The sequence below is a fragment of the Fortiea contorta PCC 7126 genome (genome assembly GCF_000332295.1).
GTDB classification, from domain to species: domain Bacteria; phylum Cyanobacteriota; class Cyanobacteriia; order Cyanobacteriales; family Nostocaceae; genus Fortiea; species Fortiea contorta.
Window position 1 is genome coordinate 2,686,773 of sequence record NZ_KB235930.1, and the last position, 23,601, is coordinate 2,710,373.

A 23,601-nucleotide genomic window follows, 5' to 3' on the forward strand; every position below is an offset into this window, starting at 1 on the left:
CAATACTAGATATGCTAGTAGGGTGTGTTACGGCAGTGTCAGGATTTGAGTATGAGCGACAGTATAAATTGCCGTAACGCACCATGATCAAGCGGTGCGTTGCGCGTTGCTTTAACGCACCCTACCATTTAAGCTTTACTTTATAAATAATCCCTTATGTTACTATGCAACGAAATCGAGCATCGCTAATTTTCATCGGGGTTTTGAGCTTTTATGTAGTAGCGATCGCACCGGCGCCAGCTTACGCGATGCATATTATGGAAGGTTATTTACCGGGGGTTTGGGCGATTTTTTGGTGGTTAGTGGCTTTACCATTTTTGGTTTTGGGATGGCGATCGCTCGCTCGGATCACCAAAGCCAACCCAGAGCTAAAATTACTCTTAGCATTGGCGGGCGCTTTTAGCTTCGTCTTATCAGCGCTGAAAATTCCCTCAGTTACTGGGAGTTGTTCTCATCCGACAGGAACTGGTTTAGGTGCGGTGTTATTCGGGCCTTTAGCGATGTCGGTGTTGGGTAGCTTGGTTTTGTTGTTTCAAGCTTTGCTGTTAGCTCATGGTGGTTTGACAACATTGGGCGCTAATGCATTTTCGATGGCTATAGCTGGCCCCTTTGCGGCTTACTGGATATATAACCTGATGATGCAGTTAACTGGTAAGCAAAGAATCGCCATTTTTTTAGCCGCTGCTTTAGCAGATTTACTCACCTATATTATTACTTCCATACAACTTGCTTTAGCTTTTCCCGCACCTGTGGGGGGATTTATCGCTTCATTCGTCAAGTTTGCCGGAATTTTCGCCCTTACTCAAGTCCCTTTGGCCATTAGCGAAGGATTGCTGACTGTGTTGGTGTGGAACTGGCTACAATCCTACAGTCCGCAAGAACTAGAACTTTTGAATTTGATTAAACAGGAACCTAAAAATGAATCGATCTAAACAAGGATTGAGTAACTGGTTGTTGATTTTAGCAGTCATCACCTTAGCCGTTGTACCATTAATATTTGTGCATGGGGGTGAGTTTACAGGTTCAGACGACAAAGCTGAAAAAGCAATTAGTGAAGTTAAACCTGGATATGAACCTTGGTTTAAACCGCTGTTTGAACCGCCTAGTAGTGAAGTGGAAAGCTTATTATTTACCTCGCAAGCAGCTTTAGGTACTGGCGTCATTGGCTATGTAATTGGTTTGTATAAGGGGCGCGCCCAACAGCGTCGAAGTCGTGATGAGAATACGGATTGACACCCTGGCTTACACAAATCGCCTGCGGTGGTTAGCACCAGAACAGAAGTTATTGTTGGCGATCGCACTTTTAATCATCGCCGCTTTTACCCATCCTCCGATTCAGATTTTGATTGCTATTTGGATGAGTATTTGGACTGTTGTTTATGCGGGTATTCCTCTTAAAATTTATTTGCAGTTAGTCTATGTTGCCAGTTTGTTTTGGTTAACCAGTTTACCAGCTTTAGTGATTAATGGTGTTGATAGTTCTCACCTAAATTTAGTGTATCATGACTCAATTACTGGGTGGAAGATAGGCAGTTATTATCTATATCTTAGCCGTCATGGTATTGACCAGGGGCTGACAATTTTCACAAGAGCGATCGCCTCGCTTTCCTGCTTATATTTTGTCATGCTCACCATCCCATTTACGGATCTGTTACAGACTTTGCGGCGAGTCGGCGTTCCTGTATTATTAACCGACTTATTATTATTAATGTATCGCTTTATTTTCGTGCTCTTAAACACAGCTACCGATTTATGGATTGCTCAAACATCTCGCGGTGGCTACTCTACATTCAGCACGGGAATGAAAAGTTTAGCTTTATTGATTGGACAATTACTCCAGCGGACTCTAGAAAATTATCGTCAAGTTTCTTTAAGTTTGGCGTCACGGGGCTTTGATGGTGAATTCCGAGTCTGGCATTCCCATCGCCATCATCGATCTCAAAGATATGCTCTAGAAGCGATAATAGGTTGTGTAATATTAATATTATTAGCATGGAAATTACCTAACTTTTCAATCATACCTTGAATGCAATCATCATTACTCGAATTTCAGCAGATAAATTATACATATTTAGGTGGACAGCAATTAGCACTCAAAGGCTTAACCCTTAAAGTACCAGCTAAGAAAAAATGCGCTTTAATTGGTCATAATGGTTGTGGAAAAACCACTCTGTTTTTATTAGCCAATGGTCTATATAAACCTCAAACTGGCGTCATTAGTTGGCAAGGAAAACCGCTGCAATATGACCGCAAATCTTTAATAGCCTTACGCCAAAAAGTAGGATTAATTTTTCAAGACCCAGAGCAACAGCTAGTAGCGGCGACAGTAGAAGAAGATATTTCTTATGGTTTGTGTAATTTAGGTTTACCCGCAGCAGAAATTAAACAGCGAGTAGAGCAAACTTTAGTTGAATTTGGACTAACAGAATTAGCTCAAAGACCAGTACATCACCTCAGCTTAGGTCAGAAAAAGCGAGTTTCTATTGCTGATGTCATGGTACTAAAACCAGAATTATTATTATTAGATGAACCCACAGCATATCTAGATCAACTGCATAGCCGTAACCTGATGACAACCTTGCAAAAAATTCATCAGCAGGGAACAACAATCCTCATGGCAACCCATGATCTAGATTTAGTTTATCGTTGGGCAGACTGGGTTTTTGTGATGGATCAAGGACAATTAATATTAGAGGGTAAACCTGATGATGTGTTTGCCCAAAAGCATATTTTGGCATCATTACAAATAGAAGTACCAGTGATATATGAAATGTTATTAACTGCAGCCAACGCCGAAGAAAGAGTAATTTTAGAAAGATTACATCAAAAAATTAGTCATGTATTTGGGTAGGGTTGTACAGGAGTAGTTTTAATAAAAATTTGCACGACGATAAGTAAGTACAACATTTAACGTATATTTTATTGTCAATATAGCCTAGGAAATACTCTAAAATCCCCCATGAGGGCATTGCAAATAGTGGAGAATTTCTGCTTTTTATTAATGTGGTGCCGCAATTACATTGTCAAATTTGTGTGAATCTAACTATTAAACACAAGGCAAATAATGCACATTCCTGATGGATTTATTTCTCTACCGGTGGCAGCAGCTACTGGTGTCATAAGTGTCGCTGCTCTCAGTATTGCTTTAAGGCGATCGCAAGTAGCCTTTGGGATCCGCCGCGCCCCGGTTCTCGGCTTAACTACCGCCTTTATTTTTGCCGCCCAGATGATCAATTTTCCTGTAGCTGGGGGCACCAGTGGTCACTTGTTGGGGGGAACCCTAGCTGCAGTTATCTTAGGTAGCCCGTGGGCGGGGATGCTATGTATTGCTACAGTGTTGATTATCCAGGCTGTGTTATTTGCGGATGGCGGAATTACAGTTTTGGGCACCAATATTTTAAACATGGGGGTAATTGGCGTTTGGGTAGGCTGGGCGCTGACTCAAACTTTACAGCGGCTATTCGGCGGATCACAAAGACGCTTACCTTTAGCAGCGGGAATTGCAGCGGGTGTTAGTGTAGTGGTAGCGGCGATCGCCTGCGCGTTAGAATTAGCTCTTTCCGGAACCGCATTAATTGGTATAGTGTTAACAGCTATGACGGGAACCCATATCCTAATTGGGATTGGGGAAGGATTAATTACCGGCAGTGTGTTGACTTACCTTTCCCAAGCTAGACCAGATTTGTTACCAGGAGAACAGCAAAAGTTTCGCGGCTGGTCAGTTCCTGTGGTAACTATTTTATTAATTGCAGGTGTATTATCCCTATTTGCTTCAGCTTGGCCTGACGGCTTAGAGAAAGTAGCAGAAAATATCGGCTTTATCAAACTAGCAGAAAACGTCCGCGTTATTGTGCCCACACCCCTAGCTGACTATGGTATTCAAGGATTAGGCGCCATTGGTACTAGTATCGCCGGCTTGATTGGATCTGCAGTTTGCTTTGCTGTCGCTTTCGGGATTGCGAAAATAGTCAAACCGAAAAATGCTTGAGATTTCCTTACCCTTACGTTTGCAATTATCTTTAGTGATTGTAATTGGCGCAGCTTTATTAAAACATCAAGCTTGGTATAGCTTAGGTGTATATGGAGCGATCGCTATTTTGTGGGCTTGGCTGTTACGAGTACCCATTTCTCATTTGGGAAAATTACTAGGCACAGAATTGATTTTCCTGTCATTATTAGCCTTACCCTTGGGATGGGAACGCGCTAGTTTTTTGTTAGTGCGATCGTTAATTTGTCTCCTGGCCATGAATAGTTTTTTGTTAACCTTACCTCCCCACAGTTTCGGTATCGCCCTCAAAAACTTACCCCTCCCAGCAGCGTTAAAAGAAAATTTGCTCTTGGCTGGACAATACCTGGAAATTTTGTTGTCTGAAGTCACAAGAATGCAGCGTAGCGCCCAACTCCGAGGCATCAATGGCGCCGCTGGCTGGTTGCGTTACACTAGTGCAGCCATGATTGGAGCATTATATCTCCGCAGTTTAGATAGAGCCGAGCGAGTCTACGCCGCCATGATCTCCCGTGGTTATAACGGACAGTTACCCCTAGATGCTACATCCACACCAAAACAGCGCGGCGTCTTATTATTAGCAGGAGCGATCGCTATTTGTATTACAATCAGTTCTTATATTTAATGTTATTTGCAATTATACCAATTTCAATAATCTTTGCGACAGATGTATGGTGGGTGAGGGCAAACAACCGTTTGCCCCTACAATCTATTTGTCTCATTCTTTGTTCAAATTAGTATTAGTTATCTCTAATTTCCCCACCTCCCCATCTCCCCATCTCCCCATCTCCCCACACCTCCCACACCCCCCACACTCCCCATCCCCCCATCTCCCCACCCCCCCATGCCCCATTCCCCTAAAAACATCGTCGAGGTGCAAAACTTGGTGTATGCTTATGCTCGTCAAGAGCCAGTTTTGCAGGATATTTCCTTTAGTTTAAATGCAGGCGATCGCGTGGCGTTGATGGGGGCTACTGGTTCAGGAAAAAGTACTTTATTAGAAAATTTGATTGGTTTAAAACAACCACAAGCCGGGAAAATTTGGATTAATCATATCCTGGTAGAGCCTCAAAATTTACCGCAAGTGCGTCGCTATATCGGCTTTGGTTTCCAAGATGCCAACGACCAATTATTTATGCCTACCATTATTGAAGATATCACCTTTGGGCCTCGCAATTATGGCGTAGCTCCAGCGATCGCTACAGATCAAGCGCGACAGTTATTAGCAGATTTTGGACTCGAAGCCTACGCCCACCGTTCCGCTCACGAACTTTCTGGTGGACAAAGACGCCTTGCTGCTTTAGCCGCAATTTTGGCATTAAATCCGACAATTCTCATTTTGGACGAGCCAACCACTGGTCTTGACCCTGCATGGCGGCGTCATTTAGCACAAGTATTATTAAAGTTGCCTGTGCAAGTGATGTTAATTGCTTCCCATGACCTCCACTGGTTAAGTAAAATCACGCAACGTGCTTTAGTTTTAGCAGGTGGTAGCATCGCTTTAGACACCGACATCCAACCACTTCTGCAAGATGGGGAAACTTTAGAGAAATTGGGTTTACCCATAGATTGGTAGGAAATAGGGGCGCTGAGGCTAGCATCGTCGGTGCGTTACGGACTAAAGTCCTAACGCGCCCTACTAGACTGACACAGCTAAAATAGTTCATTAGAAGTAGGATCTGGGTGTTGGGTTGCGTTACACTTCACCCAACCTACAAAATCTTCATCCTTCAGACTTCAGACTTCAGACTTCAGACTTCAGACTTCAGACTTCATCCTTCTTGTACTAGTTATACTCCGGCTTGATGTCTCGCAACATTAATTCATCCAGCGCCTGTTGTGGGGTAATTTCACCTGCAAGTAAGCGGTAAACTTGCGCTGTAATGGGAATGGGAATATTTTGCTGTTGGGCTTTTTGCACTAGAACTCGGCATGTGTTGACGCCTTCGGCAGTTCCTGGTAAACTCGCCAGAATCTCTGTGAGTGTCTTACCGTGAGCTAGTTGGTAGCCTACTTGATAATTGCGACTCAAAGGACTATTGCAAGTGGCGAGTAAATCTCCTAAACCTGATAAACCGTAAAATGTCTCGGTTTTCGCTCCCCAAAAGTTACCGATGCGAACCATTTCTGTGAGTCCACGGGTGACTAAACCAGCTTTGGCGTTGGTTCCCAAGTGTAAACCATCGCACACACCAGAGGCGATCGCAATCACGTTTTTTAGTGTACCACCCAATTCTACTCCCACAGGGTCGGCATTGGTATATACACGGAAACGACTGGAAGAAAAGACCAGTTGCACATATTCAGCCGCAGTAGATACACTACTAGCAACTACTGTAGCGGCTGGTAATTCCTGTTGAATTTCTTGGGATAAATTAGGCCCTGATAAAACCACCACTGGGTGGTGAGGGAATGCTGTTTGCCAAATTTGTGAAGGCGTCAAGGTGGTTTTGGGATCTAATCCTTTCGTCGCTGTGACAAAAATTGTTTGTGGAGAAACAGCAAAAGACTTGACTTGTGCGACTACATCCCCTACACCTTTCATGGAAATTGCAGAAAGGATGATTTGGGCATCTTGCAGCACTTCTTCTAGAGTAGACGATCCATCACGTGACCACAAACGCACCCTGTGTCCATTGGAAAATGCCAAATTTGCGAGAACTGTGCCCCAAGCACCTGCTCCCAAAATGGTTACGGTTTGTGGTTGGTCATTTGGCATGTGGTAGATGTGATTGTTGATGGTCAAGTGTCAAGTGTTTTACTCTCCATCAGCTGATTTCCTGCTGCGGGGGTAGCGTTGTATTAATTCCCTGACTTGTTCTGCATGATATGAGCTTCTGGTCAAGGGTGAAGAAACAACTTGTAAAAATCCTATTTCTTCGCCGAATGCTTTCCAGTCAGCAAATTGTACTGGGGTAATGAAATCATCTACTTTGAGATGTTTTTGACTAGGTTGGAGGTATTGCCCAATTGTTAAGATATCGCAATCGACAGAGCGCAAGTCTTGCATGACTTGGCGAATTTCGGCGTCAGTTTCGCCAAGTCCCACCATGATTCCCGATTTGGTGTATGTCCAAGGGGCGATTTGACGAGAACGCTGTAATAATTCTAGTGTGCGATCGTAGTTACCTTGGGGACGGACGCGGCGATATAAGCGCGAGATAGTTTCTGTATTGTGATTGAGTACTTCTGGTGCAGCTTCTAGAATAATCTCTAAAGCTTGCCAATTACCGCACAAGTCAGGAATTAACACCTCAATGGTAGTCTGGGGTGAAATTGTCCGCACGGCTGTAATACACTGGACAAACTGAGATGCACCACCATCAGGTAAATCGTCCCGGTTCACAGAAGTAATTACCACATGATTGAGTCGCATTCTCCGAACCGCTTCAGCTAATCGCGCTGGTTCTGTAGGATCTAGCGGTTGGGGTTTTTTCTCAAAATCTATATCGCAGTAGGGACAGGCGCGGGTACAGGCTGGCCCCATAATTAAAAATGTGGCGGTACCAGCTTGGAAACACTCGCCAATGTTGGGACAAGATGCTTCTTCACAAACTGTATTGAGCGCTAAATCTCGTAAAATATCTTTGACGTTACCGACGCGCTCCCACTGAGGCGCTTTCACTCGCAACCAATCTGGTTTTTTCATAAATAGGTAAAATTAGTACTTCTAGCCTTGGCTCCACAATAAATTGCTCAAAATATACTTAAACTAGCTATTTTCAATCTTCGAGTATTTATTTTAGGTATATTCTGATGCAAAATGACATGTTCAATAGATGCTCACTGATAATTATCTCTATTTTTACCGTCATTCAGGCTGATCAGATAGCTTACAGAATAAATTTTGAATATAAGAAAGTCCCCTAGCATCGAACTTAGAGGACTTTTGCGATTATTCAGAGACTAAGTAATTACTACTGGTTCAAAAGCTCAATAATTTCCTCAAGCAGCACTTTTGCTTTGTACAAGCTCAACAATCTTTCTTGCTCATACCTTTGGGGGTAACTCATTCTTCTCCCTTCAAGGGATATCCTGATGAGTGCTACTTGCTCCTCTGTAGGCGCTCCCATCCCATCTAGCGTTATTCCCATGTCTTGAAAATTACCAAAGCTAGGATTTTTCAATCCTCTATCTTAATGGAGCAAGAGGACTCCCGTTAAGTCTACGACTGTAACGGGAGATGAATTGCGACCACTATAAAACTGAGCGCAGCGAATCATTTTTTTAAGAGGGACTTGGTCATATTGATGTTAGATGTATTGAAGGTCAGAATTTACCCGAACAAAGAACAGGAAATATCCTTGGCTAAAAGCTTTGGATGTTCCCGCTTTGTTTGGAATTTATACCTTAATAAAACTAATACTCAATATGAAGAAACGGGTTCGGGCATGACTTACTCCCAGATGGCTAAAGACCTTACCCAGTTGAAGAAACTAGCTGATTATGAATGGTTACAAGAACCAACTGCTGCTGTTCTGCAACAATCACTTAAGAATCTAGAAACTGCGTTTAAAAACTTTTTTGCAAAACGTACCAGATTCCCTAAGTTCAAAAGCAAGCACTCAAAACAGTCAATCCGTTTTCCTGAAAGCTGTTCGATTAAGGGAGGTAATTTAAAGCTTCCCAAGCTGGGATTAATTAAAGCCAGTCTCTCTAAGAGCATCAATGGCAAAATTAAATCCGTAACTGTTTCTAAGACAAGTACAGATAAATATTTTGCGGCGATACTGTTCGAGACTAATGAGTTGTTCACTACAAAGCAGGGGAAGATATCAGGAATCGATCTTGGGTTAAATAGTCTAGTAACTGTCTTTGACGGTGAAACCTGTTATAAGGTTGACCCAATCAAGCCAACTAGAAAGTATGCTAAACGACTGAGAATTAGACAAAAAGCTTTATCCCGTAAAATCAAAGGATCTAACAATAGGCGCAAAGCGGTTAAATTAGTTGCTAAAGTTCACGAAAAAATATCTAACACTCGACAAGATTTTCTCCATAAACTCTCACGAAAGTTAGTTGACGATAACCAAGTCATAGTAGCTGAGAACCTTTGTATTAAAGGATTAGTACGTACTAAATTAGCTAAGTCAATACATGATGCTGGTTTTGGTATGCTGCTTAATTTCATCAGTTACAAACTAGAGAGAGAAAAAGGCAAATTTGTTCAAGTTGATAGATTCTTTCCCAGCACAAAGCTTTGTTCATGCTGTGGATACAAGAATGATTCGCTAAATCTAAGCATCCGTGAGTGGATTTGTCCAGGTTGCCAAACAACTCATGATAGAGATGAAAATGCCTCACGGAACTTGAGAGCAGAAGGGATCAGGATATTGTCAACAAATACTGTGGGACACACAGAAATTCAAGCTTGTGGAGAAGCAGTAAGACTCGTTGGTACTTGCGCCAAAAAGCGTGTTTCTGAGAAGCAAGAATCTCCCGCTAACCGCTTTGCGGTTAGCGGGGGAGTGTCAATTTCTTTCATCTGTTTGAGTGCTAACACGGGAAATGTGAGCAAAGATGTGATGTAGGAGCTTTTGTAACCAGGGTTCCCAGTTGGCTTGACACCATATCTGCGACACAAGTTACGCAATTCCTCGATGGTCTTGATTTCAAGTTCTGACCTTGTAAACATAAAATAGAGATTGCCTCTTTCTAAAAGTGGTATCAGTGGGTAGTAAGTTTTCCAGGCTGTGATACCCACTGATTTAAAATCTAATGGTTTGTCTCCATATCACTCAAGCCTTATTTATATTTCTCAACAATGCCTAATCCTAAGGGTAAGCCAGAAAATTTAGAGCCAATTAAATCTCACAGAGAAAAACCTTTACCAGAAAAATTGAGCTTTCGTGTCACGAAAGAAATGAAAGAAGAAGTACAGCAACAAGAAAATCCTCCTGAATTTTGTAGAGAAGCAATTCAGGAGAAATTAGACAAACAGAAAAAAAGTAGCAAAGATTGAGGAATATTGATTTTTGCTATTGGTTATGATATGTTGGAATTATATTGCCGTTTTTTGCGGCGGGATGTAGCGCAGCTTGGTAGCGCACTTCGTTCGGGACGAAGGGGCCGCTGGTTCGAATCCAGTCATCCCGATTTTGGTTGTCGATTAACTAATTATTTGTCGCTGTTAACACATGAATGTCGTTATTAACGATTTAAATGTGGTCTCAACAGATTATTGTCGTGAAAAATCCTAACAGTAAGGCTAAATGTTCGAGCAGACTTTTAAAAATATTGATGATGTTCTCTGGAAAGAGGCGGGTTGTACTACAGAGTTAGATTACACCGAGCAGACGTCTTGGTTGCTGTTCCTGAAGTATTTGGATGATTTGGAACAGGAAAGGGCGCTAGAGGCTGAACTAGCAGGCAAATCATATGAATTTATTATTGATGAGGCGCATCGTTGGTCATCTTGGGCAGCACCGAAAAAAGCAGACACTTCGACTACGCTCAGTGTTAATAATTCGGCTACGCTCAGTAACCATGGTACATTGGATCATGATAATGCGCTGATTGGCGATGATCTAATTGATTATGTCAACCGCAAGTTATTCCCATATTTACAGAGTTTTAAGCAACGGGCTACCAGTCCAGACACAATCGAATACAAGATTGGGGAAATTTTTAGCGAGATTAAGAATAGGTTCCAAAGTGGTTACAGCTTGCGGGATGCGCTGGAATATGTTGATGAGCTACGGTTTAGATCGCAACAGGAGAAACACGAGCTATCCCATCTCTATGAAGCCAAAATCAAAAATATGGGCAATGCAGGACGCAATGGAGGTGAATATTATACACCGCGTCCGTTGATTCGGGCAATGATTCAGGTGGTGAAGCCGAAGATAGGCGATCGCATTTATGATGGGGCTTGCGGTTCGGCTGGGTTTTTGTGTGAGAGTTACGACTATTTACGTCGGGGTAAACTGACAACAAAAGAGCTTGAGATACTGCAAAAACATACATTTACGGGTAAAGAAAAGAAAAGTTTGGCGTATGTGATTGCGATCATGAATATGATTTTGCATGGCATTGATGCGCCGAATATTATCCACACCAACACGCTGACGGAAAATCTCAGTGATATTCAGGACAAGAATCGTTTTGATGTCATCTTGGCTAATCCGCCATTTGGGGGGAAAGAACGCAAGGAAGTACAGCAGAATTTCTCGATTAAGACAGGGGAAACGGCGTTTCTGTTTTTGCAGCATTTCATCAAAATCCTGAAGATGGGCGGTAGGGCGGCGGTGGTAATCAAAAATACGTTCCTGTCAAATTCGGACAATGCTTCGCGGGCGTTGCGTCAAGAGCTTTTGAGTAGTTGCAATCTGCACACGATTTTGGATTGTCCGAGTGGGACTTTTATCGGGGCGGGGGTAAAAACGGTGGTGCTGTTTTTTGAGAAAGGAAAGCCCTTTGACTCCGTTCAGGGAACGCCTTTATTTTCTCAGGGAAAACCTTTAACTCAGGGGATGGCGACTCAGAAAATTTGGTACTACCAACTCGAACCGGGGCGGAATATGGGTAAAACCAATTCTCTGAATGATGAAGATTTGCACGAGTTTGTGGAGTTACAGGCTAGGTTTGCGGAAACGGAAAAGTCTTGGCTGGTGGATATTGCTGATTTGGATCAGGAGACGTTTGATTTATCGGTGAAGAATCAGAATAAAGCTGAGGAATCACTGTTACGAGAACCGCAGGAAATTTTGGATGAAATTGCGGCTTTGGATGCGGAGAGCGCGGAGATTTTGGCTGGAATTATCCAGTTGACAGTGGGTAGTTGACAGACGTAACAGAATTAGCCCATCCTGATGGTCTAGTATTAGTATTTGAAATACCACGATAAATACTGCACGAAGATACAAGCCATGACTCTTAAAGAACAACTTATTCGAGAAATTGAACAAATTCCTGATACTCTCCTCTCGGAATTATTGGATTTTTTATTGTTTATTAAAGAGCGACATATCGAAGAGGATATAACTGAAGAGGAAAAAGCTAATATTATTTCTTCCCAACTTGCTTATCAAGAAGGTGATTATTTAACTCTTGATGAATATGAGGCAAGTCGAGGATGAGCTACAGAGTTATTATTCCTAAACCTGTCCAAAAACAACTAGATGATTTTTCTGAAAAACAGCGAAAACGTCTGCTGGCTGATATTCGACTCCTGGCTGATGTTCCCCGACCTAATGGAGTAAAAAAGCTCAAGGGATATGAAAACATGTATCGAATTAGAGTCGGAAGTTATCGGGTTATTTATGAAATTCAAGACCAAGAAATGCTCGTTATAATTTTGAGCAGTATTCATCGTAAAGATGCTTATTAATTTGTGAAATCTAATAATAAGAGATGGTATGCGGTTGACAGTGGGCAGTAGACAGTTGCCAGTGGAATGGGAGATTAAAACTATTGGCGAAGTATGTAAAACCGGAGCAGGTGGTACACCGCTAAAATCTAAGAAAGAATATTATGAGGGTGGGCATATTCCTTGGCTTTTAAGCGGTGAAGTTGCTCAAGGAGAAATCTTTAAATCTGAAAACTTTATTACTCCAGTTGGTTTAGAAAACTCTTCAGCAAAAATATTTCCCGTAAATACTGTTCTAGTTGCAATGTATGGTGCAACAGCAGGTCAAGTTGGAATCCTTCGATTTGAAGCAGCTACTAATCAGGCTGTATGTGGAATACTACCTAATGAAAGATTTGTTCCAGAGTTTATCTATTATGTTCTTCTATCAAAAAGAGCAGAACTAATTTCAAAAGCTGTGGGAAATGCACAGCCTAATATTTCTCAAATAAAAATTAAAAATACTAAAATACCAATTCCTACACTTTCTGAACAAAAGCGGATTGTGGCAATTTTGGATGAGGCGTTTGAGGGGATTGATAGAGCGATCGCAAACACCGAAAAAAACCTCGCCAACTCCCGCGAACTATTTGAAAGCTATCTAAACGCCATTTTTACCCAGAAAGGCGACGAGTGGATTACCACAACTGTAGGGAAATTAGTCGATCAGCGCATTCTAGACAAGCCTTTAGATGGTAATCATGGAGAAATACATCCTAAAAAGTCCGATTTTGTGAAGTTTGGTGTCCCATTTATCATGGCATCCGATCTTGTAGATGGCATAGTAGATCAAGTGAACTGCAATTTTATAACACTTGAACAGGCTAACTCTCTGCGAAAAGGATTTGCAAAAGATGGTGATGTTTTACTTTCTCATAAAGGAACTATAGGACGGGCGGCTGTACTCAAAACAACTCACTCTAGTGTAGTTCTTACACCACAAGTTACTTACTACCGAGTTATAGACAAGTCAGTTATCTACAATAGATACTTGTACTATTTTTTTCATAGTCCATATTTTCAAAATGAGATTAAAACGATTGCTGGTGCTGGCTCAACTCGTGCATATATTGGTATTACGAGTCAACTTCAGCTAAAGATTTCTTATCCTAAAATTGACGATCAGAAGCGATATGCAGACAGTTTTGATGCTCTAATTTCAGAAACCCAACGTCTCGAAACCATCTACCGCCAAAAAATCGCTGCACTCAAGGAACTCAAACAATCGATCCTGCAAACAGCCTTTACTGGCGAACTCACCGCAGACACCCCTAAAACTGCTAAACAGGAAATTGCAGCATGAGTGATGACCTGACACAACCAAACGATCGCTTGTTTCAAGAAATCCGTCAACTGATTGACACCGCCAAACAACGCGCCGCCGTTGCTATCAATGCAGAAATAACTTTGTTATATTGGCAAGTTGGTAAACGCATCCAAACCGAAATCCTGCAAGGTCAACGCGCTGAATATGGAAAACAAGTAATTATTAGTCTCTCCCGCTACCTCACCCAGACCTATGGTAAAGGTTGGAGCGAACGACAGTTAAATTATTGCGTTTTGATTGCAGAAGTTTTTCCCGATCGGGAAATTCTGCACACACTGTCTGCGGAATTAAGTTGGTCGCATCTCAAACTAATTATTGGTATCGAAGATCCCCTAAAACGAGAATTTTATATTGAAATCGCCAAACTTGAACGATGGAGCGTCCGCCAACTGCAAGAACGTATTAACTCTATGCTATTTGAGCGCACTGCCCTATCCCGCAAACCTGAAGAAACCATCCGCCATGATTTAGAGCAACTGCGCCAAACTCAACAGGTATCACCCGATATTTTATTAAAAGACCCTTATATTTTAGATTTTCTGGAATTGAGCGATCGCTATCTCGAAAAAGACCTTGAAGATGCAATCCTTAGAGAAATTGAGCAATTTTTACTAGAACTCGGTGCAGGTTTTACCTTCGTCGCCCGTCAAAAACGCCTGCAAATCGACAACGATGATTTTTATATTGACCTGTTATTTTATAACCGCAAACTCAAACGTCTTGTAGCCATTGACCTCAAACTAGGTAGCTTCCAACCCGAATACAAAGGACAAATGGAACTTTACCTGCGCTGGCTTGCCAAATACGACCAAGAGCTTGACGAACAGTCACCGCTAGGAATTATTTTATGTGCAGGTAAAAAGCAAGAGCAAATCGAATTATTAGAACTAGATAAAAGCGGTATTCATGTTGCCGAATACCTGACCGTATTACCACCTAAAGAGTTGTTACAAGCTAAACTGCAAGAAGCGATCGCATCTGCTCGCCGCCGACTGCCATACTCTAAAGATGAGCCATCATAAACAAAGCGCAAACCATCAGGTTGAGCGACTTGCCCTGAGCTTGTCGAATGGGAGCCGAAACCTCTAGGTTGAGCGCAGCCGAAACCCAATTAACTATCAAATACATAAGATTTGACTTATGCTGATTCAGAAAATTGTCCAAGAACTGCAAAACATCCCCGAAGATAAACTCGCAGAAATTTATGATCTGATTCACTACTTTCGCTTAGGTTTAAATCGGGAAACTGCCCAACCTCTGACGGTAAGCGAACTTGAACCGCGTACCCCAGGATTACTAACTGGAAAACTCAGCGATGCTTTTTTTGAACCCTTACCAGAAGAAGAACTTCAGCAATGGGAATGAACTACCTGATTGACACACATATTCTACTATGGTGGCTCTTTGATGACCCAAAACTCGATACTGAATGCCGAGACATCATTCGCAACCCCGATAATCGCATTTTGGTGAGTAGTGTTTCTGCTTGGGAAATTGCCACTAAATACCGCATTGGGAAACTACCTGAAGCAAAACAACTCGTTGAACAATATTCACAGATATTAAATCGGGCAAGATTTATCGAATTTGCCATCACCTCAGCCCATGCACTCAGAGCCGGAAGTCTACCAATTGCCCATCGAGATCCCTTTGATCGCATGATCATGGCTCAAGCGGAACTCGAAAGTTTACCCGTCATCACTTACGATACAGCATTCCAAACTGGACTGATTCAGGTAATTCCCAACCACAAGTAAAGACTATGAATGAAGCCGAAACCCGTGCCGAACTAATTGACCCCGCACTCAAAGCCGCAGGCTGGGGAGTTATCGAAGGTAGTCGCATCCGCCGCGAAGTTATTGCCCCTGGTCGCTTAGTTGGCAACGGTAAACGCGCTCAATCAGACATCGCCGATTATGTACTGATATATCGTGGTAAAAAACTCGCCGTCATCGAAGCGAAAAAACGCGACTTACCAGATACCGAAGGTTTAGGACAAGCCAAAAAATACGCCGAAAAATTGCCAACCCACCCGTCGTCCGCGAATTTTGTTTTTAAGCGATCGCATATCAGTCAAGTATTTATCGGATTTCAGCAGTATTTGTATTCACAGGAAAGAGCAGCTTAATTGAGCAGGTCGCTAAAATGAATCACCGTTAATGTACTGAAATTTTGACCGTTGAATGTTGGAAATCAATTGGTTGTATTATTAGCTTTTAGATCTGTCGATTGAACTGCTTAAGTTTATCAATGTTTACTCCAGACAACTGCCAATATTTTTGATAATCGTAGGTTGTCATCTATATGCAAAGTGACGATGCGATCGCTCTACGGAAATTACTTGATACTTTAATTAAAAATCGGGATAATTCTGCAATTTTTCAGAACTAGCCCGACTGGATTTTTGGCATATACAGAACTTAGAAGCACTCGGCACACACCTGTTAGATTAAATTTTGAGTTATATCCTTGCTGGCTTCAAAAATAGCCAAGCGATGAAGAATGTAGCTGCGGTGAATAGTTGCGTTATGTCGGAAGCGGATAGATATCCGTCTGCAAAGGAAGCAATGCTGCGGTCTGTGATTCCAAAAACCCAAGATGAGAGGCCAAATAGCCAAATCCCATTTTTGAGATTTCCCAGAAACTGTTTAGAGTCTGATGATGGTTGGTTGTTCATAGTTGTTTGCTCGGTTGATAAGAAATCTTGTGAGCTATGCAGAAATTCTCGCCAGGGCTTTTACTGATTTTTGGCGTTGAATTTATATCTATATTAATAAATATTTCAGAAGCTTGACTAAACTCCCCAAAGGTACATATTGGTTTCTTGACATTCTGTCTTTGGTTCTGTGGCTGTAGGTGGACGGAAAGTTTTCTGGTTCACGCTTGGGGGTGTGCTCAAGAAGCCAACATAGTGATAGTTTTAAACGCAGAGTGACGCAGCGAAAAGTTTGTGGGGAAGGTCTCCTTCTTACAAAGTTTGGCGGGACGGAAACCGACACCGCCAACTTTGCGCTTCCACAAAACTTTTCAAGACAAAGGTGAACGCTAAGGTACGCGGAGTTTTTTTTGAGAAATTTTTGTCTGAGGTGGAAAGGTGATTTCTGTCTTTGGATACTGATCTTTTTGGGGCAGAAGCTAGTTAAATGGAGGAGGTATCAAGATTTAATAGATTTAATGACTGCAATCCAGCCTCCGTTTTTAACTAATCTAGAGCCTCTGCAAAAAACTTTGACCCCGGAGTTAGGGCTGGTTTGTATTACTGCTGATAAACAGGTGCGCTTTCGGACGATGACGCGCACCCGCTATTTGCAACTGAGTCGGGAAAAACAGGAAAGCGGTCTGCGAGAAATTTATCAGCACAATTTGCAACGTCTATTCACAGCTTTGGATTTTTGTCAAGAAAATCAAATTCGTCTATATCGCATGTCTTCGGGTTTGTTTCCTTTGAGTGATATGGAAGACAACATCGGAGCAGATATCTTGGAGGAGATGAGTGCAGATTTAGGGAAAATTGGTGAGAAGGCAGAAAAGTTGCAGATCAGAATGGTGTTACACCCGGATCAATATGTGGTGTTGAGTTCTGATTCTGCGGATGTGGTGCAAACAAGCATAAAAATTTTAGAACGACACGCCCGCACAATGGATTTGCTGGGTTTACCTCGTTCTCCTTGGTCGTTGATGAATATTCATGGTGGCAAATCTCAACGTCTAGAGCAATTGGTGAGAGTTATTTGTGAATTACCACCCGCTATTAAAAGCCGCTTGACTTTTGAGAATGATGAATATGCTTACAGCGGTAGTGAAATTTTAGCGGTGTGTGAAGCGACTGGTGTCCCGATGGTTTTTGATGCTCATCACCATATTTGCCACGAAAATCTAGATAGCTATGATGATCCGAGTGTCGCCGCTATGTTTTACGCGGCGCGAGAAACCTGGGAAAATCCAGATTGGCAATTAGTGCATATTTCTAATGGTGAAACGGCTTTCCGTGACAGAAAACACAGCGATATGATTACGGCTATGCCTGATGTCTATCACCAAGCGCCGTGGATTGAAGTTGAAGCGAAACAAAAAGAAGTAGCGATCGCTCATTTGCGTTCTTGGTGGCTAATAGAGAATAATCACAAATAAGGTAGTTTGTTTGTGTCTTCGCGCCTGTGCGTGAGATCATGGAAAAGTTATGGCGATCGCAATCGATTTCGGTACTAGCAACACAGTTATTGCTCGGTGGAACCCTATCACTCAAAAACCAGAAACTCTGACTCTACCTGGTTTATCGATTCAACAAGGCCTCAACCCGCCGTTGATTCCTAGCTTGGTGTATGTGGAAGAAGCTAGCCAGGGTAAAGTTATTGTAGGGCAACAAGTGCGCGATCGCGGTCTTGACCTGAAAAATGCAGCTAGGTTTTTCCAGAGTTTCAAGCGTGGTATCGGTGCGGATATCCAAGGCTTTTTACCGGAATTAGACGGAGAAAATGTCTCTTTTGAGCAAGTGGGACAATGGTTTTTGACTCAGGTGATTGAGCAAGTAGCATCTGCAGAGGGTGGGCTAGATTCTCTAATTTTAACGGTGCCTGTAGACAGCTTTGAAACCTATCGCTATTGGTTGGGACAAGTTTGTCAATCCTTGGCTGTAGAACAAGTGCGGATGTTAGATGAACCTACAGCCGCAGCGCTGGGTTATGGCTTGGCTGATCAAGAAATTTTGCTGGTGATTGACTTTGGCGGTGGTACTTTAGATTTATCATTGGTGCGGTTAGATAAAAGTGCCCAGGGAAATTACAACCCCGTAGGCTTTCTCTTGAAATGGGGTGAGAAATCTTTAGCAGCAGATTCTAAGCAAAAAGTCAAGACGGCGCGTGTATTGGCGAAAGCTGGACAAAACCTAGGTGGGACTGATATTGACAACTGGTTAGTGGATTACTTTGCTCAAACTCAAGGCTTGGCGACCAGTCCTTTGACTACAAGATTAGCTGAACGGGTGAAAATTCAGTTATCGACTCAAAACCAAGCTAGCGAAGTTTATTTTGATGATGAAACGTTTACCAGTTATGAGTTAGAACTCAACCGCGAAACTTTAGAAAATATCCTCAAAGAGCATGGATTTTTTGAGCAATTAGATGATTCTATGGCGAATTTATTACAACAAGCACGACGCCAAGGAATCGAACTTGCAGATATTAACGCAGTTTTGTTAGTTGGTGGGACAGCACAACTACCAACAGTGCAGACATGGGTGAAGCAATATTTTGAGCCTGGAAAAATTCGCAGCGATCGCCCTTTTGAAGCGATCGCCCAAGGAGCGCTACAGCTAGCCCAAGGCGTGGAAATCAAGGATTTTCTTTACCATAGTTATGGTGTCCGTTATTGGGATCGTCGTCAACAAAAGCACAGTTGGCACCCAATTATTAGAGCGGGACAAGCTTATCCTATGAATCAGCCGGTAGAATTAGTTTTAGGTGCGTCCTTAGAAAATCAACCCAGTATTGAATTAATTATGGGAGAATTGGGAGCAGAGACAGGCGCAACTGAAGTGTATTTTGATGGCGATCGCTTAATTACCCGTCGCCTCGATAGTGGAGTTACCAGCGTCAAAGTTTTGAATGATACAGAAGGCGCAAGAACGATCGCCAAACTCACACCCCCAGGATATCCCGGAAGCGATCGCATCAAAATACTCTTTCAAATCGATGAACAACGCTTTCTCAGAATCACCGTTGAAGATTTATTGACAAATAACACGCTGTTAAAAAATCAACTTGTAGCACAGTTGAGTTAATCTAGCAGGGAACAGGGAATAGGGTTGAAAGTCGGGGCGTGAATTATGAATTACTGGCGTACAACAACCAAGGTGCCAATTTTCGCCCATTTATACAATTGACGAGCTTGTTTCACGCGCAAATTCACACAACCGTGACTAACTGGGGTGCCAAAATTGTTGTGCCAATATGCACCGTGAATAGCGTAACCTCTGTAGAAATACATAGCATAGGGAACATCAGAAATATCATACCCCCTACCCCGCATTCGATTAATTCGATACTTAGAATTAATCCGGAACCTACCTATTGGCGTGGGAGTCCTGCGTTTACCTGTAGAAATGCGGTAAGAGTAAACCAGCGTATCGCCTTCCCAAGCAGATAATCGTTGTTGAGAAAGGTCAACTTCGATTCTGCGAGTCGGAGTTATTGGCTCGACGTTACCGTTGATATTTGCTGCAGCAATCTTGACCGTAGCAAACTTGGGGTCAAACGTGAGTGGCGATGACCAAACAGATGAAGCAGCCACAATTAACGCCATACCTACAAAGATATTTCGGAAGTACTGTAACCCAATGCCATTAGTTGAGGGTCGCATCCAGCATTACCTTCTTTTTGAATCTTTCAATCGTCAATTTATTTATGTAATACCATGCTTAATTAATGAATTTTGTATTGGTTATTGGTTATTTTTCGCTTTTTCTCTATCCCATCTCTACCTGTGAATCACTACTGGTGTACCAATTGATGCCCAATTGAATAACCATTTAGCGTGATTGGGTGCAAGATTCACGCAACCATGACTAACTGGAATACCGAATCTTCGATGCCAATAAGCACCATGTATTCCATAATTTCCCTGATAAAACATTGCGTGGGGAACGTTAGGAACGTCATAGTCTCTACCCCGCATTCTCATAGATTTAATTTTGGATTGAATCTTAAAAGTACCAGTGCGGGTGGGGGTAGATTTTTTACCTGTAGAAATAGCGATCGCATAAACAGGCGTTTTCCCATCCCAAGCGATTAACCGTTGCTGAGAAAGCTTTATTTGAATCCAGCGCTGGTCTGATTTTTGCAATGTCTGGATAGTTTGAGCCACCATGCGGTTTCGGGAATTCGCCCAAACCTGATCCGTTTCTCGATTGCTCATGGTTAGGGATAGGGCTGTACCCATCACCAATATCTGTAAACCACGCAACCACTTACTTAAAATCACACTCTTATTCATACTTCATACTTCATCCTTCACACTTCATCCTTCACCCTTCACCCTTCATCCTTCAGCATTATCTAACTGTTGTATCAGTTTTTGCGCTTGCTGCGCGATTATTTGCCAATTTCCGGTTTTTACTAGATGCTGAGGAAATAATTGTCCACCTAAACCAACAGCTACCGCTCCAGCTTGTAAAAATTCTTGAGCATTGGTCAAAGTCACGCCACCAGTAGGGATCAAGGGAATATGCCCTAATGGCCCTTGTAAACTTTTAATGTAATTAGCGCCTCCCATCGCTTCCACAGGAAACACCTTGACGCAGCTAGCACCGTGACTCCAAGCGGTAACAATTTCCGTGGGTGAGAGCGCACCAGGAATTATCGGGATATCTTGTTTAACTGCAGCTTGAATCATCGCCGTATCGACATGAGGCGAAAAGAGAAATTGTGCTCCAGCGCTGATAGCTGCGTGTAATTGCTCAACATTAAACACAGTACCCGTACCGATGATACACCCAGGCAACTCACAGCGTAATTGATCGATTAACTCAGCAGCGCGATCGCAATTCCAAGCAATTTCGATCAACTGCATCCCCCCATCAGCCACAGCCCAAGCCATTTGTCGAGCTAATTTCATTTCTGGGGCGCGAATCACAGCGATCGCTTTTTGTTCGTGCAACTTTAATAACCAAGTTTGATCAGACATGTTCAATAGAGCATGGGAAAGTCAGAAATAACAAATAACCAATAACAAATAACAAATGACAAATAACAAATAACTTTTTATATTTCTTCAGGAAGAGTTACTGATTACTCCATTAGAAAGAAGCAATTATGTCTGCAAATTTATACAGTGAAATCAGAAAAAAGTAAAACAACTCTTTAACAATAATCAACTTTAAGCAAAGAATTTATATCTGGTGTAAAGCCATCATCGCACCGCGTAGGTATTTCTTGGGAGATGATACCTACCTCTTCCCTATCTTGATTGTTGGAAAAAACTATGACCATACAACAGCAGCTTCAGCAATGGCACGAACTGGCACAACAGCTACGTGTCGATAGTATTCGCGCTACAACAGTCGCTGGTTCGGGCCATCCCACCTCGTCGATGTCCCCTGCTGATTTGATGGCGGTGCTCTTAGCTGGATATCTCCGCTACGATTTTCAGCAGCCAGATAACCCCAACAACGATCGCTTTATCCTCTCTAAAGGACATGCAGCCCCATTGCTCTACTCGATGTATAAAGCCGCAGGGGCAATATCTGATGCAGATTTGTTGTCACTGCGGCAATTTGGCAGCCCTTTTGAAGGTCATCCCACCCCGGTTTTACCGTTGGTGGATGTGGCGACGGGTTCCTTGGGACAGGGATTACCTATCGCTGTGGGTTTGGCTTTGGCGGGTAAATATTTAGACCAGCTACCATACAATGTTTGGGTATTGCTGGGTGATAGCGAAACGGCTGAAGGCTCGGTGTGGGAGGCTTTTAATCACGCTGCACACTACGGTTTAGACAACCTGATTGCCATTATTGATGTTAATCGCCTGGGTCAGCGGGGTCAAACAGAATTAGGCTGGAACACCCAAGCTTATGCTAGGCGGGCTAGGGCTTTTGGTTGGCAAGCAATTGAGATTGATGGACATGATTTCACAGAAATTGACCAAGCTTATAGCGCAGCTTTAGCCGTTAACGATCGCCCCACAGTAATTATTGCGCGGACAAAGAAAGGTAAAGGTGTAGCGGCTCTAGAAGATTTAGGAGGTTGGCACGGTAAAGCTTTAAAACCGGAAGATGAGCGCCAAGCGATCGCCGAATTAGGGGGCGATCGCCAAATTTTCACCCCGGCCCTGAAACCGGAAACCCAAGGAAAACCCGCCTTTACAGGTAATGCTCAACCATTGCAACTACCCACCTATGAGTTAGGAAAAAAAGTCGCCACCCGTCGCGCCTACGGTGATGCACTCAAAGCCTTGGGAGCCGCCCAACCAGATGTAGTAGTTTTAGATGCGGAAGTCAGTAACTCTACTTATGCGGAAGACTTCGCCGAAGCTTATCCAGAGCGCTATTTTGAAATGTTCATTGCTGAACAGCAAATGGTAGCAGTCGCCGTAGGCTTACAGGTGCGAAAATATAAACCCTTTGCTTCCACCTTCGCCGCCTTTTTAACTCGTGCTTACGATTTTGTACGGATGGCGGCGGTATCCCGCGCCAATATTAGGTTAGTGGGTTCCCACGCCGGAATATCCATCGGTCAAGATGGGCCCTCACAAATGGGATTAGAAGACTTAGCGTCCTTGCGAGCGGTATGGAATAGCACAGTTTTGTATCCCTGTGACGCCAACCAAACTGCAAAATTAGTCGCACATATGAGCGACCTTGAAGGGGTTGTTTATCTCCGCACCACGCGAGAAAGTACACCCGTAATATACGCAGATGACGAAGATTTTGCCATCGGTGGGAGCAAGATAGTCCGGAGTTCCGAGCGCGATCAAGTCACCGTGATTGCGGCGGGGATCACCTTGCATGAAACAATTAAAGCAGGCGATCGCCTGAAAAATGAAGGTATCGCCATCAGAATTATCGACGCCTACTCCGTCAAGCCCATAGATGTGCAAACTCTACACCAAGCCGCACAGGACACCGAAGGTAACTTAATTGTCGTCGAAGACCACTGGTTTGAAGGTGGATTAGGCGCAGCAGTGCTTGACGCCTTCGCAGGTGAAGGTGAGGCGCCCAGCTACGACGGGCCCCCGCTCCGGTTAATTAAGCTAGCAGTCCGCGATTTACCAGGTTCGGGTACACCAGAAGAACTACTTCATGCTGCCAAAATAGACGCTGATGCGATCATTGCGGCTGTAAAATCTCAAGTTAGACAGCCTATAGGTGCATCCAGTTCTTCATATTAATTCAGTCGCCAGCATGAGGTGAGCAAACTCGATAAACTC

25 protein-coding genes, 1 tRNA gene and 1 pseudogene are annotated in these 23,601 nt (G+C 43.0%); 21 read left to right on the forward strand and 6 right to left on the reverse strand.

All coding sequences use genetic code 11. From position 1 onward, the window contains the following. The first annotated feature begins 164 nt into the window (after positions 1-164). The 7 genes from MIC7126_RS0112455 (at position 165) to MIC7126_RS0112490 (ending at position 5,582) form a co-directional block, all read left to right on the forward strand. Positions 165-932 (forward strand): energy-coupling factor ABC transporter permease, encoded by a 768-nt coding sequence (locus tag MIC7126_RS0112455; RefSeq protein ID WP_017653486.1) that lies wholly within the window; start codon positions 165-167, stop codon positions 930-932. Then, the gene (locus MIC7126_RS0112460; protein WP_017653487.1) at positions 919-1,233 is read left to right on the forward strand and encodes an energy-coupling factor ABC transporter substrate-binding protein; all 315 of its coding nucleotides are present in this window, start codon (positions 919-921) and stop codon (positions 1,231-1,233) included. Before MIC7126_RS0112455 ends, MIC7126_RS0112460 begins: the two co-directional genes overlap by 14 nt. After that, entirely contained in the window at positions 1,217-2,026 is an 810-nt protein-coding gene (gene cbiQ, locus MIC7126_RS0112465; RefSeq protein ID WP_017653488.1) for a cobalt ECF transporter T component CbiQ, read from the forward strand. Before MIC7126_RS0112460 ends, cbiQ begins: the two co-directional genes overlap by 17 nt. Next, the gene (locus MIC7126_RS0112470; protein ID WP_017653489.1) at positions 2,027-2,851 is read left to right on the forward strand and encodes an energy-coupling factor ABC transporter ATP-binding protein; all 825 of its coding nucleotides are present in this window, start codon (positions 2,027-2,029) and stop codon (positions 2,849-2,851) included. 213 nt (positions 2,852-3,064) lie between these two features. Beyond that, positions 3,065-3,988: an energy-coupling factor ABC transporter permease gene (locus tag MIC7126_RS0112475; protein WP_017653490.1), complete on the forward strand. Its 924-nt coding sequence runs from the start codon at positions 3,065-3,067 to the stop codon at positions 3,986-3,988. Next, complete coding sequence (locus MIC7126_RS0112480) at positions 3,981-4,631, forward strand: energy-coupling factor transporter transmembrane component T family protein (RefSeq protein ID WP_017653491.1); 651 nt, start codon at positions 3,981-3,983, stop codon at positions 4,629-4,631. The genes MIC7126_RS0112475 and MIC7126_RS0112480 overlap by 8 nt, the downstream gene beginning before the upstream one ends. A 219-nt stretch (positions 4,632-4,850) precedes the next feature. Beyond that, positions 4,851-5,582 carry an energy-coupling factor ABC transporter ATP-binding protein gene (locus MIC7126_RS0112490; protein ID WP_026100210.1) on the forward strand — a complete coding sequence of 244 codons (732 nt, stop codon included), beginning with the start codon at positions 4,851-4,853 and terminating at the stop codon, positions 5,580-5,582. A gap of 210 nt (positions 5,583-5,792) precedes the next feature. Here the strand turns inward: MIC7126_RS0112490 and MIC7126_RS0112495 are convergent, their stop codons facing one another. Continuing rightward, positions 5,793-6,725, reverse strand: a complete 933-nt coding sequence (locus tag MIC7126_RS0112495; RefSeq protein WP_017653494.1) for an NAD(P)H-dependent glycerol-3-phosphate dehydrogenase — start codon at positions 6,723-6,725, stop codon at positions 5,793-5,795. Positions 6,726-6,764: 39 nt separating this feature from the next. Beyond that, positions 6,765-7,655, reverse strand: coding sequence for a lipoyl synthase (lipA, locus tag MIC7126_RS0112500; protein ID WP_017653495.1), 891 nt, complete (start codon positions 7,653-7,655; stop codon positions 6,765-6,767). A 601-nt stretch (positions 7,656-8,256) separates the two neighbouring features. On the opposite strand from lipA, the gene MIC7126_RS27525 reads away from it, so the two are divergent. The 11 genes and pseudogenes from MIC7126_RS27525 to MIC7126_RS0112560 form a co-directional block, all read left to right on the forward strand. Beyond that, entirely contained in the window at positions 8,257-9,537 is a 1,281-nt protein-coding gene (locus MIC7126_RS27525) for an RNA-guided endonuclease InsQ/TnpB family protein (protein ID WP_017653497.1), read from the forward strand. A 233-nt stretch (positions 9,538-9,770) separates the two neighbouring features. Next, the gene (locus MIC7126_RS0112515) at positions 9,771-9,968 is read left to right on the forward strand and encodes a hypothetical protein (RefSeq protein ID WP_017653498.1); all 198 of its coding nucleotides are present in this window, start codon (positions 9,771-9,773) and stop codon (positions 9,966-9,968) included. A gap of 60 nt (positions 9,969-10,028) precedes the next feature. Continuing rightward, a tRNA-Pro gene (locus MIC7126_RS0112520) sits at positions 10,029-10,102 on the forward strand. Between the two features lie 116 nt (positions 10,103-10,218). Beyond that, the gene (locus tag MIC7126_RS0112525) at positions 10,219-11,790 is read left to right on the forward strand and encodes a class I SAM-dependent DNA methyltransferase (RefSeq protein WP_017653499.1); all 1,572 of its coding nucleotides are present in this window, start codon (positions 10,219-10,221) and stop codon (positions 11,788-11,790) included. Positions 11,791-11,874: 84 nt separating this feature from the next. Then, positions 11,875-12,084, forward strand: coding sequence for a hypothetical protein (locus MIC7126_RS0112530; protein WP_017653500.1), 210 nt, complete (start codon positions 11,875-11,877; stop codon positions 12,082-12,084). Further along, complete coding sequence (locus MIC7126_RS0112535; protein WP_017653501.1) at positions 12,081-12,335, forward strand: type II toxin-antitoxin system RelE family toxin; 255 nt, start codon at positions 12,081-12,083, stop codon at positions 12,333-12,335. Before MIC7126_RS0112530 ends, MIC7126_RS0112535 begins: the two co-directional genes overlap by 4 nt. A 28-nt stretch (positions 12,336-12,363) precedes the next feature. Next, positions 12,364-13,656 carry a restriction endonuclease subunit S gene (locus MIC7126_RS27530; RefSeq protein WP_017653502.1) on the forward strand — a complete coding sequence of 431 codons (1,293 nt, stop codon included), beginning with the start codon at positions 12,364-12,366 and terminating at the stop codon, positions 13,654-13,656. After that, positions 13,653-14,702 carry a PDDEXK nuclease domain-containing protein gene (locus MIC7126_RS0112545; protein ID WP_017653503.1) on the forward strand — a complete coding sequence of 350 codons (1,050 nt, stop codon included), beginning with the start codon at positions 13,653-13,655 and terminating at the stop codon, positions 14,700-14,702. The genes MIC7126_RS27530 and MIC7126_RS0112545 overlap by 4 nt, the downstream gene beginning before the upstream one ends. 118 nt (positions 14,703-14,820) lie before the next feature. Continuing rightward, positions 14,821-15,045 carry a hypothetical protein gene (locus MIC7126_RS0112550; RefSeq protein ID WP_017653504.1) on the forward strand — a complete coding sequence of 75 codons (225 nt, stop codon included), beginning with the start codon at positions 14,821-14,823 and terminating at the stop codon, positions 15,043-15,045. Continuing rightward, positions 15,042-15,437: a type II toxin-antitoxin system VapC family toxin gene (locus tag MIC7126_RS0112555; RefSeq protein ID WP_017653505.1), complete on the forward strand. Its 396-nt coding sequence runs from the start codon at positions 15,042-15,044 to the stop codon at positions 15,435-15,437. Before MIC7126_RS0112550 ends, MIC7126_RS0112555 begins: the two co-directional genes overlap by 4 nt. 5 nt (positions 15,438-15,442) lie before the next feature. Continuing rightward, a pseudogene (locus MIC7126_RS0112560) lies at positions 15,443-15,709 on the forward strand (type I restriction endonuclease subunit R); the annotation flags it as partial. Between the two features lie 432 nt (positions 15,710-16,141). Here MIC7126_RS0112560 and MIC7126_RS0112565 read toward each other — a convergent pair. Beyond that, positions 16,142-16,357, reverse strand: a complete 216-nt coding sequence (locus MIC7126_RS0112565) for a hypothetical protein (RefSeq protein ID WP_017653507.1) — start codon at positions 16,355-16,357, stop codon at positions 16,142-16,144. 497 nt (positions 16,358-16,854) lie between these two features. Between MIC7126_RS0112565 and uvsE the strand changes: the two genes are divergently transcribed. Further along, complete coding sequence (uvsE, locus tag MIC7126_RS0112570; protein WP_017653508.1) at positions 16,855-17,811, forward strand: UV DNA damage repair endonuclease UvsE; 957 nt, start codon at positions 16,855-16,857, stop codon at positions 17,809-17,811. Between the two features lie 49 nt (positions 17,812-17,860). After that, on the forward strand, positions 17,861-19,459 hold the full coding sequence (locus tag MIC7126_RS0112575; RefSeq protein ID WP_017653509.1) for an Hsp70 family protein: 1,599 nt from the start codon (positions 17,861-17,863) through the stop codon (positions 19,457-19,459). Positions 19,460-19,509: 50 nt separating this feature from the next. Here MIC7126_RS0112575 and MIC7126_RS0112580 read toward each other — a convergent pair whose 3' ends face one another. From MIC7126_RS0112580 to MIC7126_RS0112590, 3 genes are all read right to left on the reverse strand, one after another. Continuing rightward, a complete protein-coding gene (locus MIC7126_RS0112580; protein WP_017653510.1) occupies positions 19,510-20,037 on the reverse strand; it encodes a L,D-transpeptidase in 528 nt (175 codons plus the stop codon). A 117-nt stretch (positions 20,038-20,154) separates the two neighbouring features. Further along, complete coding sequence (locus MIC7126_RS0112585) at positions 20,155-20,670, reverse strand: L,D-transpeptidase (protein ID WP_017653511.1); 516 nt, start codon at positions 20,668-20,670, stop codon at positions 20,155-20,157. 45 nt (positions 20,671-20,715) lie between these two features. Next, positions 20,716-21,360, reverse strand: coding sequence for a bifunctional 4-hydroxy-2-oxoglutarate aldolase/2-dehydro-3-deoxy-phosphogluconate aldolase (locus tag MIC7126_RS0112590; protein ID WP_017653512.1), 645 nt, complete (start codon positions 21,358-21,360; stop codon positions 20,716-20,718). Positions 21,361-21,657: 297 nt separating this feature from the next. Here MIC7126_RS0112590 and MIC7126_RS0112595 point away from each other — a divergent pair, with 297 nt between their 5' ends. Beyond that, positions 21,658-23,562 (forward strand): transketolase, encoded by a 1,905-nt coding sequence (locus MIC7126_RS0112595; protein ID WP_017653513.1) that lies wholly within the window; start codon positions 21,658-21,660, stop codon positions 23,560-23,562. Positions 23,563-23,601: the final 39 nt, after the last annotated feature.